We start from the raw sequence: 13,984 nt of genomic DNA, 5'->3' as shown, positions 1-13,984 counted from the left end.
CCATGTCAGAACGCTTAAGCGGCGGCTCCTTCGATGTGAACTATGACGGCGTCATGATCCACGTTGAAAGCGCCACGGTGACCATCACCGACAACAGCGCCGCCGTGCAAACGCGCGGCGTACCCAACGGCCATGTAAAAGGGTCGGTCAGTGCCGACGTTGAACTCGAAATCGACGCGCTGAATTTCAAGAAATTCGGGGCCGTGGCGCGTGCCGCAGGCTCATGGCGCGGGATTGGGGAAAAAGACTTTCTGTTCTACGGCAACGCGGGCAACGAAGAAGAAAAAATCGAGGTATTCGGCTGCGTGCCGATGCTGACCGACGTTGTGGGCATCACCCCCAACGACGCCAAGGCGACCACCAAGAAAATCAAATTCATGGTGACCAGCCCCGATTTTATCCATATCGACGGCGTGCCTTATCTGTCTGCCCGCGATACCCGCGACTTGAAAGGGTGACGTCATGCAAGACGGTGAAACCTCACTACTAACCAAGCTGTTATTGATAGGCGCGGTTATTGGGCTGGGGCAACTGATGGCTAGCACGGAGCGCATCACGGTGCGCACCGTTCTGGGTCGCATGATTTTAGGGTCAGCGGTGGCGCCCATCGCCGGTATTGCCCTGCTGCAATTCGAAAATATGCCGGAAGTGGCCGTTATCGGTATTGCGTGCGCACTGGGCATCTTAGGCAGCGCCATCATTGAAGAATTTTTAAAACGCTGGTTAGACCAACGTCTGACCAAAAAAAGGGATGACACCCCATGACACTGAGCCAGAAACAACAGCAGTTCACGCAAATGGTCGGCCAGTTGATTGCCTGGTCGTTTGCCAACGGTTACGCCCTGACGCTGGGCGAAGCCTACCGCACCCCGGAACAGGCCAAGCTTAACGCCGCCAGCGGTGCCGGTATTGCCAACAGCCTGCACATTCAGCGCTTGGCTATCGACTTTAACCTGTTTATTGGCGGCGTTTACCAGACCGACAGCAAAGCGTTTTTACCGCTGGGCGAGTACTGGGAAAGCCTGGGCGGTAGCTGGGGCGGTCGGTTCAAGAAACCGGACGGCAACCATTTCAGCCTAGAACACAACGGGGTGCGCTAATGCGTGCCGCATGGGGGCACCTGCTGATTTTGGCCGCCGCGTTCCTTTTCGGCTGGTCGGCGCATAGCTGGCATAACGCCCAAACCGAACTGGCGGCCAATCAGTCAGCGGATGAAACCCGCCGCGTGGTGACCGAAGTCACCCGCCAGTCGGGGGAAGCGCTGGAAGCCAAAATCGCGGAGTTGAAAGCCAATGAAATTCACACCGAGCGGGAAACCCGCACGGAAGTTATTAAGCCGGTGTTTAGCAACGTTTGCGCTTCTGATGAGTATGTCCGGCTGTTCAACCAAAGCGTTGATAAAGCCGAGCGAACCCTATCAGGAAAACCAGCTAGCGCTTTGCCCGATCACGCTGCCTCGCCTTTCAGGGCCGACCGGCACTGATTTCGACGCGGCGCTGACCCGGTACCAAAACCTTTATACCGCCTGCGCGGTAAGACATAACGCCCTGGTGGGCATCATTCGACAACGTAAGGATTTAGAGCAATGAGCCAAGTAAAAAACAAAGTGATCACCCTGACCGTGGCCGGTATTGACCTGTCTTTCGAGCCGAACAAAACCGCGTTTAACGGCCTGATTAACGAAATGTCGCCAACCAACAAAATCGCGCCGATGGTCACCTATCTGGGCCGCATCGTCTCGCCGGACAGCAAAGAGGCACTTAACAAGCTGACCGACGATTACCCAGGCGTTGAAATGCAAATCGTGGAAAAGGTCAATTCGATTTACTCCCCGCAGGTTGAGATTGAAATAAAAAACTGACCGCGCGGGTGGCGGCCATTCGCGCCAACCCGTTAGAACAGTATCTCGCCCTGCGCAGTTACTACCTGCCCCACGCCGACGACAGCGAAGAGAACGTCGCCCGCGCCCTGTGGCTGGATGAATATTTTGCCCAAACCAAGGCCCATAAAACGGCCGAGGGCATAGCGATAGCCTTTAACGGAACATGACATGAGCCATTTGGATTTTACTCTTAGCCTTATCGACAAGCTGACGCGACCGCTTAAAACGGCCCAGTCGTCGCTGTCGGGCTTTGCGGAAAAATCGCAGGCGTCATTTACCAAAATCGGCATTGGCACCGCTGCAATTTGGGCGGTCGCGCAGTCCATCCGGGGCGTTGTCGCTCCCGCGTATGAAATGAGCGCGGCGCTGTCAGAAGTCGGCGCTAAAGGCGTGGCCGACGACACGCTGAAAAAGCTGTCCAGTTCCGCGCTACGTTTCAGCATGCAATACGGCAAAAGCGCGGTCGACGTGGTCAACTCCAGCTACGCCATTAAAGGGGCGATGCACGGACTCGCCGACCAGGATTTACCGCGCGTCACCGTGGCGGCCAACACGCTGGCCGCAGGTGTCAAAGCCAGCGGCGAAGAAGCCGGGGAGTATATCGGCGCGATGGCCTCGCGGTTCAATCGCGAACTGTCCAGCCTTGGACACGTCGAGTTTGCCGAGCAGTTAGCGGGTAAAACCGCGTACATGGTGCAAAACTTCGGCGTCAAAATGTCGACCATGCAGGAATTGATGGAAGGCACCAAAAACGCCGGGGCCGACTTTGGCGTCAGCATGGAAGAACAGTTCGCCGTGCTGGGCACCCTGTCGCGCACCATGGGCACCGAGTCCAGCGGCATTTACGAGCAGTTCCTACGCAGCGCCCCCGCCGCCGCGCAGAAGCTGGGCATGAGCTTTGTCGACGCCACCGGCAAGATGTTGCCTATGGGCGACATTCTGCAAAAGGTGCAGGACAAATACGGCAAGAGCATCGAAGGCAACGTCAAGGCCCAACAGGCGCTTGATGCCGCGTTTGGCGGCGGTGCCGACGTCATCAAAAAGCTGTACGGCCAGCAAAACACCCTGAACAAGAGCATTACCGAATTAGGCCGCAACGACGGCATGAAGCGGGCGCAGGAAATGGCCGAGCGCATGGCGAAGCCGTGGGAGCGTATCACCGCCTCTTTTTATGCCATTCGCGTGGCGCTGGGTAACACCCTGATGCCCATCCTCACCCCGCTGATGAACAAGGTAGCCGCAGTCGGCACCAAGTTCGCCCGCTGGCTGGAAATGTTCCCCAATATCGCCCGCTGGATGGGTTACATCACCTTGGCCGTGCTGTCGTTCGGGCTGGCCGGTGCGGCTGCCAATATCGCGATGGGTATTTTTGGTTTCACCATGATGGGGCTGAAAGGCATTGCGTTCATGCTGGGCGGTGCCTGGAAGGCGTTGACATGGACGCTTAACTTAATGCGGCCTTCTCTCTTGTTAACCCGCCTTGGTCTGGCCGGTTTGTGGATCCAGTCCAAATTACTGGCGGTCTGGACTGGCGTCTGCCGCATTGCCCTGGTGCTGTGGAACGGCGTGCTAAAAGCCGGTGCCCTGGCTATGCGCATCTATGGCGCGGCGACCATGTTCGCGGGCGTAGCAATGCAGCTTTTAACCAGCCCGATCACCCTTATTATTTTGGGCCTTGCCGCCCTGGCAATCGGCGTGTGGTACGTGATTAAGCACTGGGACAAGCTGAAAGCGGCGGTGATGGAAACCGAAGCTTTTAAGTGGGTGATGTCGGTCATTCAGGATGTCGGCCAGGTATTTGCCGACGTCTGGGCCAGCATTACAGACGGCTGGGACAAGACCGTTGCTTTCTTCACTGGGCTGTCACCGGTGACCGCGTTTGAAGGGTTTTCAGAGACTATCGGCAACATCTTTAGCAAGCTTTTCGACATCCTGAAAAATACCTTTGCGTCGACCTACAACTGGATTGTTGAAAAACTTAACAAAATCCCCGGCGTCAGCATTGACCTCAAAACCACCGGCACAACCGAAGGCGTGAAGGTGCCCGCCGCGGTCAACACCCCGGCACAGGTTGCCGTGCCGCAGCCGGTGCCCGTCGCGGTACCGGCACAAAACGCAGCGCCAAGAAGTCAGCCCAACCCGTTGGCCGTGCCTGCGCAAAATGTCATGCCGCAGGCCAGCACGTTGGCCCGCGTGCAGACAGCGCAGCCACCGATGCCGGTCAGCGCTCCAGCGCCAAGCGTGCCACAGCCCGCCGCGCCTGCGTTGAGCGGTCAATCACTGGTAACCGGCAACAGGGCGAGCACCGCCCTGCCGCGTGAAGGTTTGATGAAACAGGTTAAAACGGAAAGCAAAACCACGATTGATAGCCGCCGAACCTATGGCGACACCTACGTGAACGCACCCAACGGAATTTCACCCAGCCAGCTGGCTGAATGGCAAGAGATGCAAGCCGGATGACTGACGAACCGCTCTACATCGATTTACTGATAACTGACGGCAATTTCACGCTTAACAGCGGTAATGAGCCGCAGCTATGCAACAACCGCGTCAGCATCGGGCAAGACGTGATCCACAGCATTTTAGAAAGTGGCATCGCCGCGCTGCTGATTGGCGAACGCAGCCCAACCATGCGCGGCGACGTATTAACCCAGTTAACGCTGTTGGTTGAGAACGACGAACGCCTCATCCCCGGCACCGTGGTTATCACGGAAGAAAGCGTCTCGCGCCTGTATATCACTGCCGACACCTATGATTTCGGCCCCATCAGCACCGGTGTGAATTATGAATGAGAAACCGACCGTCGATTTTGAAAAAGTCCTACGCGATAGCGGGATGCCGACCACGGAAGCCGAAATCGCCGGAAAATTCCGCGACATCGCACGCGGTGAAAATCTGGTCACCAATACGTCGAAAATGTCGCCGTTCTGGCGGCTGATAACCAAACTCATCACCACGCCGGTGATGTGGCTGAAAGACGTGCTTGTCCAGGTCGTAATGGCAAACATGTTTGTTGCGACCGCGACCGGCCCGATGCTGCGCCTGCTCGCCTGGACGGTGAACATCGAAGCCAAACCCGCCAGCGCCGCAGCCGGTACCGTGCGTTTTTTCAAAACCACCGCCGCCAACGCCGTGACGGTTAGCGCGGGCACGCTGGTACAAACCGAGCGTATTAACGGCGTCGTCTATGTGTTGTCCGTCGCCAAAGACACCGCCATAGCCGCAGGCTTAGAAAGTGGTCTCGTGCCAGTCACCGCAACCGGCACCGGCAGCGGATACAACCTCGCGCCGGGGTATTACCGCATTTTGCCGGTTGCCGTGGCGGGAATTTCAAGCGTGGTGAACGATGACGACTGGCTGACCGTGCCCGGTGCAAATGAGGAATCCGATGATGAACTGCGCGAGCGTGCCCGAAACCAGTTCAATCTGGTCGGCAATTACCACACCGATGCGATTTATCGCAGCATGATAGCCAGCGTGCTGGGCCTGAGCGTCGACCGTATATTCTTTAAGCATGACGCCCCGCGCGGGCCGGGGACGGCAAACGCCTATTTGCTGCTCGACAGCGGCGAGATTTCGCAGCCGTTTATTGATGCGGTCAACGACTATATCAACACGCAGGGCCACCACGGCCACGGCGACGATATGCAGTGTTTTGCCCTGCCTGAGACTAAACACGCCTTGGGCGTCACGGTCTACGTGTTGAACAAAGACAACATGACCGCCGAAGCGCTGGCCGATTTAAACACCGGCGTGACCGATTTGATCCGCTGCGCATTTCGGGAAAACAGCAACTATGACGTTAAAAAGACGTGGCCGTACTCCCGCTACTCGTTTTCGAACCTTGGCCGCGAATTACACAAGGCGTTTCCCGTTATCGACTCGCTCACCTTCTCGCTGACAGACATCATCAGCGAACTGTCAGTCCCGCGCCTTTCAAGCCTGACCGTGGAGATTGCCAATGATTGATTTTAAATCGCAGTTGCGCAGCCTTCGATTGCCGTCGTGGATGGACAGAGGCGAACCGGCCAAATTACTTCGGGCCTGCATCACTTTCTGGTCAGTGGTTTACGACTGGATGACGTGGCCGCTTAAGCAATTTGACCCGCTGACCTGTGCCGAACCGCTGCTTAACCTGATTGCCTATGAGCGGGATATCACCCGTTTTAATGGCGAACCGCTGGGCCTGTTTCGCAAGCGCGTGAGCTATGCGTTTGTGAACGCCCAGGACGCGGGCGAGGTTGAAGGATTTATCGCCATTTTTGAGCGGCTAGGCATTGGCTACGTCGAACTGCTGGAGCGCCAGCCGGGCATTGACTGGGACGTCATCATCGTGCGCGTCAGCGATAACCAAATTGCAAACAACAGCGACCTTTTACTTGAAATCATCCGCAAGTATGGCCGCACCTGCCGCCGCTATCAGTTCGAAGTGATAAGCGCCATTGGCCTGGTGATGCGGGTGGGGTCATACGAAGGGGAATATGTTTGCTACACGGCGAGCCTGAACAACATAACAACAGAATCCAGCGCCACGTTTAGCGCTAGTTTGTAGGGGAATTCCATGTCACAAACCGTTATTACCAAAGCCTTTGCCGAGTGGAAAGCCCAGCAGGCTGTCGACAATAAGCCCGTTGTACTGGATGAATTCGTTTTCGCTTTCATCCCAGGGCAAGATGCTAACCAACCTATCCCCAACACCGAAGGGATGCCAGATGCTGACAAAATTGTCTATCGCCAGGCGGTAAGCAAAAGCGGCGTGGTCAACGCGAATGCCGTGGTTTATTCCGTGGTGATGGGTACCGAAGTCGGCGATTTTGATTTCAACTGGATTGGGTTAATCAATAAAGCTACCGGCATCATCGGCGCGATCACCCATGCACCGACACAACGCAAGGTGAAGAACGCCAGCGGCCAGCAGGGAAACACCCTCACCCGTTCCGTTTTGATGGAGTACGCCGGGGCGCAGGCTGAAACACAAATCACGGTACCGGCTGCGACGTGGCAGATTGATTTTACGGCCCGCATGGCCGGTATGGATGAAGCCCTGCGTCTGGCAAATCTTGATATGTATGGTGCCGGTGCCTTTTTTGATACCGGGTTTTTAGTGTCAAAAAATGGTACCCAGTTCTTTGTTACTAAGGGTTTAGCATATGTCGGCGGGCTGCGTGCCTCGCTTGAGGCAAACCAAAATATCATCGTCACCACCAAGCCGACTAAGGTCTGGATTGATGTCTGCTATACCGGCACCGTGACCAGCGCGTTTCAGACGGCCATTAAATTCACCGTGGCCCCGACGCTTTCGAACTACACCACGAACGGCGTCGCCCACTTCGTGTTTGCTTTGGCGAGTATCGACGCCGCAGGCATTATCACCGACCTGCGCCCTAAAGGGTCACTGAGCGATCAGCAGGGCAGCAAGGATTTCTTGCGCAAAGACCAGGCATTAGCCGAGCTTAAAATATTGGGTGCGGCGGCCATGTTGAACGCCCGCGATAATATTGGTGCGATGTCTAACCAGGTCTTGCCGGTCAATAGCACCATCACGCGATTAGACGACCCCGCCGTTATCAACAAAACAAACCCCGTTTCTTTATCGGGAAAGTTTGAGGATTTCCCACTGGGGCCGGACGTTGTCGCCGCCGCCCAGTTGCTGACGCTTCGCCGTGCCTGGGATGCGGGCGCGGGAGCCTATCAGCAATTGATAAATGGAAACGGTCAAGTGTTCTGGCGTATTGGGACATACATCGCCGCACAGGGCTGGAAATGGCAACTTGATAACAGCGCTTATCCATTCGGCTGGCGTCGCGTGTTCGATACCGGCAACCCGCCCACGCCTGCCGAGGTAGGCGCGTTGGCGGCAAAAGACACCGCCGTAGCTGCCACCAAATTAGCGACAGCCCGCAAAATCGCCGGTGTGAATTTTGACGGCACACAAGACATCAGCCTTAGGCCGGGCGACGTCGGTGCTTTGCCGGTTGACGCTACGGCGAAGGCGGCCAGCAAATTAGAGACGGCCCGCAAGATTGCCGGTGTGAATTTTGACGGTACTCAGGACATCAGCATAACCGCAGCTAATGTGGGCGCACTTCCCACTACGGGCGGTGACGTAGAGTACATCACCGGCGCTCGTCTCTTTGCGACTAAATCTGGTCTTTGGGAGGGGGCCGGTGGATTTGCCGCTCAATATGAAAACGGCTCTGCCCCGTTCATGGTGCCTCTCTTCAGCGCGGGAAAAGGATTTAGTCAGTACCACCCCATTGTGAAGGGCATTGTTCAGACTAAAGATTTTGGCTATGGGGCGGCGGTCAGCTTCGGCGCTCTAACATCTGGAAACGCCGAATTTCCAGTTGCAGTGATTAGCGTAACTATGGATAGCCGAGCCGGGCAGGTATGGTCATTCAATCCCGTCGACGGCTCTTTTAACAGTCCGGGTGATATAAACACGGGAAAAAACATTTCAGCCGGTGGCGGTGTTCATGCTGGAGGGGATATTACCTCGGGGGGGAATATCATTTCGGGGTCTGGTGCGGCGATGTACGAACGCAATGCAAGTGGTCTGGCTCGTGTATACAGCCCTAACAACCCACAACCTCTTCCTCATGATTTATCCATCGCAGGCAATATCAATTCGAACGAGGGCGGGATTTATGAACGGGGTCAGCGTGTTTACAGCCCTAACTATCGACCGCTACCTGCCGAAATCGGTGCAATAGCGAAAGATACGTGCAGCGTGGCGGGGTTTGCTGGAGGCGACCCGAACGCGCCATACATGCGTAATTCCAATAATAACGAAGTGGTGTCCCTGGCTCGGCAGGACTGGGCCGCACGTAATTTTGTGAGTTCTGTTCGCCTGGCTGGTCGAGCCGTTATCACTGATACCGGTGGTCGTATTGATCTGCCATCTGGCTGCGTTTATACCGGGATGTCAGGTTCGAATTACAACCCAAATACCTGGGCGGCCTATTCTGTTATGCAAATTTGGGTAAACGGCGGCTGGGTCACTATAGGAACACAATAATATGATGCATTTAACAAAAATGACGCCATACACCCCCGAGGTGAATAATTTGGGGCAAGGCGTACTGTTTCTCAAGGATGGGCAAGGCGATGATTGGTATGAAATGCAGAGATATTTTGCCAATGACACGCTTAAAATCGCTTATAACGATGCGGGGATAATCTGTTCAGCCTATGAGGATATTTCGAAACTGTGGCCGATTAACCTTTCGGTGACTGAAATCAAACTGTCAAAGGTTCCTAAAGATTTTGCGGTTGATGGCAACTGGATTTTTGACGGCACTAAAATTAAAAAGCGCACTGAAACTAAGGCTGAGGTTATCGCGCAGGCTGATGCAAAACGCGCCAACTTAATTACCCGCGCCACGGAAGTGATAGCCCCCTTACAGGATGCCGTCGAACTCGACATCGCAACGGACGAAGAGAAGGAACGCCTTAAGGCGTGGAAGATATACCGTATCGCATTGACTCGCGTTGACAGCAGCAATCCAACATGGCCCGAGGTGCCGCAGTAATGTGGCGTAAATCCGTACTCAAGATTGCTGACAACATGGCACCGCTTTCTTGCGCCATTGTTCCGGCACATCCTTGGGTTTACGGGCTGGGTCAATCCACTGATTCAGGCGGATACCTTAGCCCGGCCAATGCTCTGGCATATCTGGCTAAAAAATTGGCCGCCAGCGGCAACAGTGGCGACGTGATCGTCCTGATGATTGCCGAAAACACCCACGATGCATTTATGCAGGGGTTAAACAGTCTGGCGGCCGTCTTCCCCGCACCGGCGTTTACTCAGGTCAGCAGAATGGCAAAGGCGGCTGCCGAACTGAGCACGGTTAAAATGCAACTGCCTGGAAAACTAGCTAACGCCCTGCCCGCCGCTATCCCCTTGTCGGTATCGACCAATCGGGCCGCCGTGAATGCCCAGCGCGTGGCCGCCGCCAAGCTTGCCGCCGCAGCCAGTACCAGCACCGCAGGGTTAAAGGCGCAAATTGCCAGTTTTATGCAGGCCCGCGCCGGTTTGCTCACCAATATCAGTCAGGGACTCAGTGACCTTAAAGGGGCCAGCGCTGACGTATGGGCGTTTACGCATTCAGGGGATATGCATACCGGCGCGGTCGAATTATTGAAAAATATCCCGCAGGCCACCGCAGTGCATACCGCCGCCATGATGTTTACCGGTGATTCATTGAAAGATTTGGAGAAAATGATAAATGACCCAGGCCGTCCAACTCGCACTTGATGGCGAAGGCATCATCATGAAAAGAATGCTGGTATCGCCTTCCATGCAATTTCAGGAAAAAGACCAGTCCGGGCAGACGTCCAGCACAACCAACGCCGAACAGGGCATCAAGGCCAAAGAACTGCGCGTCACCGGCTTAGTGGCATTTGATGACCAGGCGATTTTGCAGCGGCTTTTTCAGTTGGCATCGGCAACTGAGTCCAGCGGTTCGCTAAAAAAATACCGTATCGCCAACGCGACCGCGACGGCTATCAATTTTCGCGAAGGGACGTTCACCGGCCAGATTGATGCCATTCCGCAGGAAGATATCCTCGCCTGGAACGTCAGTTTTACCCTGCGCGAAAAAAGCAGCGTCCCCGAGAAGCGCGAAGCCCGCAAAGGCAACAATACGCCCAGCACCAAGCAGACCGGCGCGGGCGGTAAAAACTCAGCCGGTGAGGACGCCGATAAAATGAGTTGGTTCGAACAAAAAGTCTTAAAACCCGTCAATGACGCGCTGGGATAACTAAAGCATGAAACCGATTAAACGCCTGTACCTTTCAACTGACCCCATCCATCTGGTCGACGTTAACGTCATGCTCGAGCTAAACGCGTGCGGTCGGGGATTTATTACAGCGCAGACCGATACCGATTACACCGGCAAAATGGTGCGTATCGATATCGGTTATGACGGTTTAGTCCTGCGCTGGTTCACCGGCTACGTGGAGCGGTCGCAGCCGTCAGAAAATGGTTCCCAGCGTCTTTTCGTTCGGGAGTTAATCGGCGTATTCGATAAACCGTGGCCGTGCTCGTTTCAGCATCCCACCTTGCGCACCATCACCGACTGGATTAGTGAGCAATGCGGCCTAAACGTCAGCCCGCCAGCGGGTGCCGACTATGCCGACAAGCCAATCCCGCATTTCACTCACAGCGGTACCGGGTACCAGTTGTTTGCCAACCTTGGCCGCGCGTTCTCCATTCCTGATTACCTGTGGTATCAGTTGCCGGACGGTGACGTCTTTATCGGCGCTGCCGCCCACAGCATGTTTGCAGGTAAGCCGGTCGACATCCCGAGCGAGTTTAGCCAGTCCAGCGCGGGCGGTAATTCGATGACCGTGCCGCTCATTCAGAGCCTGCGCCCTGGTGCTGAAGTTAACGGCCAGCGGTTAAGCCAGGTTCGATTAGAAAACGACGACATGGCGATCACGTGGCAACCGCGTAACAAGGCAACCGGCCAGCCCTTGCAAAAATCGGCAGTACAGCGCCAGGTCGAAAACGCGTTCCCCGAACTGGCATCTGGTCTGCACCTGCCCCAGTTCGCCCGCGTCGAAGCGCCGAGCGAAGACGTTTCAACCGGAAACATCGCCGACCCGTTTCGCCCACGCTATGCGGTCGATTTACAACTGCTCGACAGCGACGGTAATCCGGCGAAAGGTACGCCGGTTTATCCCGCCGTGCCCTTGCCGGTACCGATGGCCGGCAGTGAGTCCGGCATGTTCCAATTCCCACCGCCTGGCACCTTAGTGGAAGTTGGCTTCACTGGCGGGCGACCGGATAAGCCCTTTGTGCGCCAGACCATGCCGCAGGGTCAAAACCTGCCCGCCGTGAAGCCCGGCGAACAATTGCAACAGCAGCGTGAAGGGGTATCCCAGCGGATTAACGTCGCCGGTGATTGGGAACGCCAGACCGACCAGGCAATCAAAGAAACCTCAATGACGCGCGTTATTCAGGCTGATGATGAAACCCGCACGCTGGTAGTTCGCGAAACCACTATCCAGGCAACGGACAAAACCACGGTACTGGGCACGGCCACGCTGTTAGCCGGTGCCGTGGTTCACGTAGCCGAGGGCGATTACAGTATCGGCACGTCTGGGGATCTGACCATTTCCTGTAAGAACGTGAAGCGCAGCGTTAGCGCGAATCTCGAAGACACCATCACCGGCAACGCTGATGTCACTATTGGGGCTTCACTGACTGAAAAGATAACCGGCATCCGTCGAAGCGTCGCCCAGGCACAGCAACTGATTGCGCCAACGGTTAAACTGGGTACCGACGCAATTAACGTCCTCACCTTGCTGACCGACACGCTCGACGTCGTCAACGAGTTGGCAACGCTTGCCGCAAACCATACGCACCCCAACACCGGCACCAGCCAGCAGTCGGGCGAGTTCTCCAAAACGGCAGCGAAAACGAGCACATTGAAAACCAAATATGGGCCGTTGATCGCCTGACGAAAAGCCCCGCAGAAACACCCCTCGCTAAAACGATCTGTAACGCCCACCATTGAACGCAACACCCCAAGGCCGACACCGTTCGGCCTTTTTTGCGTTCGTCTTACCACGCCCCACAGCGCTAACAGAAACACGCAGACGGAAGCGCATACCAGACGGAAACGGCGCTACACCGCACCCGCCTGCACTATTTGGATCATAAAAATTTTGCAAAGGAATTTTTGCGCAAACCCTACCGCCAGCCCGCGCAGCGTCTGGGGTTGTTGCTTCGGTAAGGTTTTGCACATGTCGCCAACTTTTGCAGCCGTTTGCAAAAATCAGGGCCAGCGCCAAAACCAACCTATTGTTTAAGTTGATGTTTTAAAAGGATCTCCGGCGCTTTCCGTCTGGATCGCATCGGTAAGTTAAGGGCAGAAAAATAAGAGGGGTGATCATTACTCGTAGCAGGCGTGGCGCGGCTTGCGGGCGAATTTTCAGCAAGCATACATTTTGCAAAATATCGCACGTTCGGATCCGTTACCGATCTCGCTATCCGTTATGAATAGTTCGTTATCCGTGGTCATTTGGCGGCATTCCGTGATGATTTCGCCGCAATGATGAAGGAAAGCAAACCAAGCGCGTTACATGCTTTGACGGCACGATATACAACGCCTAGTATGAAATTAGATTGTTTTTTATCTGAGGTCATTTTGTGGACATGCAAAATAACATTTAAATATAAAACAACAATTTAAACACGTATAAAAGTTCAATATTAGTAACCTTTAACCTTTTGGTTACTTTTCTCTCGCTCACGGAGTCAACCATGCTAAATCGTCTGGAAAGACTGACCCAACGCGTTGGTGGCAGTAACGAGTTAATCGATCAGTGGCTTCATGCGCGCAAAGAACTCTTAGTCTCCTATTGCACGCTTGTTGGACTGAAACCGAACAAAGAAAAGCATACCCCGCTAAACGAAAAAGCGCTGGATAACTTTTGCCACAACTTGGTGGATTATCTCTCAGCCGGCCATTTCCACCTTTACCACCGTATTATCGATGAAGTTGAAGGTATCGACAGCCCAAAACAGCTGATTGCGTCGAAAATCTATCCAGCCCTTGAACTGAACACCGAAGCTATCATGGCTTTCCATGACAGTTATACCGAAACAGATATCACCGATGACAACGCCTTTGCTTTCCACTATGCGCTTTCCGATATCGGCGAAGCCTTAGATGCGCGCTTTGTCCTTGAAGATCAGCTAATTACCTTAGCATTCGAACCTTCACAAGATGTGTTACCACCCGTTGCAAACGATCAGGTGCTCGAGCGCCCGGCGTAATTTCGAAACAATCGATTAACCTATTTCAACATTAAATAACCCTATCTGGGTTGTAGTTTATTTTTCAGCCCCCTATATTGGGGCTTCTTGTCGGAGTGCCTAGCGCATGATGTTCCTCACGGACGTTACGCCAGGCTGAGACCGTTAATTCGGGATCCGCGGAACCTGATCGGGTTAATACCCGCGAAGGGAACAAGAGTAATGTCATGCGTTTAGCCTCATTCTGGCCCTGCATCGCCACGGCCTTTGGCGGCTAAATCGACCGTTTTTACTCCTGCCGTAAACCTCCAGACAAGCAATTTTCCATCACGTAA

Annotated in this window: 16 protein-coding genes and 1 riboswitch; all 16 genes read left to right on the top strand. The window is 54.8% G+C overall.

What is annotated here, in order from left to right:
- The first annotated feature begins 2 nt into the window (after positions 1-2).
- The 16 genes from ACT3RT_RS21285 to rsd all read left to right on the top strand — a co-directional run bounded on the left by ACT3RT_RS21285 (position 3) and on the right by rsd (position 13,670).
- Complete coding sequence (locus tag ACT3RT_RS21285; protein ID WP_353500592.1) at positions 3-458, top strand: phage protein; 456 nt, start codon at positions 3-5, stop codon at positions 456-458.
- A gap of 4 nt (positions 459-462) precedes the next feature.
- On the top strand, positions 463-765 hold the full coding sequence (locus ACT3RT_RS21280; protein ID WP_496203695.1) for a holin: 303 nt from the start codon (positions 463-465) through the stop codon (positions 763-765).
- Positions 762-1,100 carry a M15 family metallopeptidase gene (locus ACT3RT_RS21275; RefSeq protein WP_496203694.1) on the top strand — a complete coding sequence of 113 codons (339 nt, stop codon included), beginning with the start codon at positions 762-764 and terminating at the stop codon, positions 1,098-1,100. Before ACT3RT_RS21280 ends, ACT3RT_RS21275 begins: the two co-directional genes overlap by 4 nt.
- Positions 1,100-1,483 (top strand): hypothetical protein, encoded by a 384-nt coding sequence (locus ACT3RT_RS21270; RefSeq protein ID WP_496203693.1) that lies wholly within the window; start codon positions 1,100-1,102, stop codon positions 1,481-1,483. Before ACT3RT_RS21275 ends, ACT3RT_RS21270 begins: the two co-directional genes overlap by 1 nt.
- Positions 1,484-1,585: 102 nt before the next feature.
- Positions 1,586-1,861 carry a putative phage tail assembly chaperone gene (locus ACT3RT_RS21265; protein ID WP_496203692.1) on the top strand — a complete coding sequence of 92 codons (276 nt, stop codon included), beginning with the start codon at positions 1,586-1,588 and terminating at the stop codon, positions 1,859-1,861.
- A gap of 8 nt (positions 1,862-1,869) precedes the next feature.
- Positions 1,870-2,049 carry a DUF6890 family protein gene (locus tag ACT3RT_RS21260; protein ID WP_496203691.1) on the top strand — a complete coding sequence of 60 codons (180 nt, stop codon included), beginning with the start codon at positions 1,870-1,872 and terminating at the stop codon, positions 2,047-2,049.
- A gap of 1 nt (position 2,050) precedes the next feature.
- Entirely contained in the window at positions 2,051-4,342 is a 2,292-nt protein-coding gene (locus ACT3RT_RS21255; RefSeq protein WP_496203690.1) for a phage tail tape measure protein, read from the top strand.
- A complete protein-coding gene (locus ACT3RT_RS21250; RefSeq protein ID WP_496203689.1) occupies positions 4,339-4,674 on the top strand; it encodes a DUF2590 family protein in 336 nt (111 codons plus the stop codon). Before ACT3RT_RS21255 ends, ACT3RT_RS21250 begins: the two co-directional genes overlap by 4 nt.
- Positions 4,667-5,851, top strand: a complete 1,185-nt coding sequence (locus tag ACT3RT_RS21245; protein ID WP_496203688.1) for a baseplate J/gp47 family protein — start codon at positions 4,667-4,669, stop codon at positions 5,849-5,851. Before ACT3RT_RS21250 ends, ACT3RT_RS21245 begins: the two co-directional genes overlap by 8 nt.
- The gene (locus ACT3RT_RS21240; protein WP_496203687.1) at positions 5,844-6,434 is read left to right on the top strand and encodes a hypothetical protein; all 591 of its coding nucleotides are present in this window, start codon (positions 5,844-5,846) and stop codon (positions 6,432-6,434) included. The genes ACT3RT_RS21245 and ACT3RT_RS21240 overlap by 8 nt, the downstream gene beginning before the upstream one ends.
- 9 nt (positions 6,435-6,443) lie before the next feature.
- Positions 6,444-8,900: a phage tail-collar fiber domain-containing protein gene (locus ACT3RT_RS21235; protein ID WP_496203686.1), complete on the top strand. Its 2,457-nt coding sequence runs from the start codon at positions 6,444-6,446 to the stop codon at positions 8,898-8,900.
- 49 nt (positions 8,901-8,949) lie between these two features.
- Positions 8,950-9,414 (top strand): tail fiber assembly protein, encoded by a 465-nt coding sequence (locus ACT3RT_RS21230; protein WP_496203685.1) that lies wholly within the window; start codon positions 8,950-8,952, stop codon positions 9,412-9,414.
- Positions 9,414-10,139: a hypothetical protein gene (locus ACT3RT_RS21225; protein WP_496203684.1), complete on the top strand. Its 726-nt coding sequence runs from the start codon at positions 9,414-9,416 to the stop codon at positions 10,137-10,139. Before ACT3RT_RS21230 ends, ACT3RT_RS21225 begins: the two co-directional genes overlap by 1 nt.
- The gene (locus ACT3RT_RS21220) at positions 10,111-10,644 is read left to right on the top strand and encodes a baseplate complex protein (RefSeq protein WP_353500579.1); all 534 of its coding nucleotides are present in this window, start codon (positions 10,111-10,113) and stop codon (positions 10,642-10,644) included. The genes ACT3RT_RS21225 and ACT3RT_RS21220 overlap by 29 nt, the downstream gene beginning before the upstream one ends.
- A gap of 7 nt (positions 10,645-10,651) precedes the next feature.
- Positions 10,652-12,349, top strand: a complete 1,698-nt coding sequence (locus ACT3RT_RS21215; protein WP_496203683.1) for a hypothetical protein — start codon at positions 10,652-10,654, stop codon at positions 12,347-12,349.
- An 805-nt stretch (positions 12,350-13,154) separates the two neighbouring features.
- Positions 13,155-13,670, top strand: a complete 516-nt coding sequence (rsd, locus tag ACT3RT_RS21210) for a sigma D regulator (RefSeq protein ID WP_485904185.1) — start codon at positions 13,155-13,157, stop codon at positions 13,668-13,670.
- Between the two features lie 81 nt (positions 13,671-13,751).
- Positions 13,752-13,879, top strand: a riboswitch (TPP riboswitch).
- The last annotated feature ends 105 nt before the right edge of the window (positions 13,880-13,984 follow it).

The organism is Ewingella sp. AOP9-I1-14 (assembly GCF_052375995.1).
GTDB lineage: Bacteria > Pseudomonadota > Gammaproteobacteria > Enterobacterales > Enterobacteriaceae > Ewingella > Ewingella allii.
This window is presented reverse-complemented; position numbering and strand designations above follow the sequence as displayed.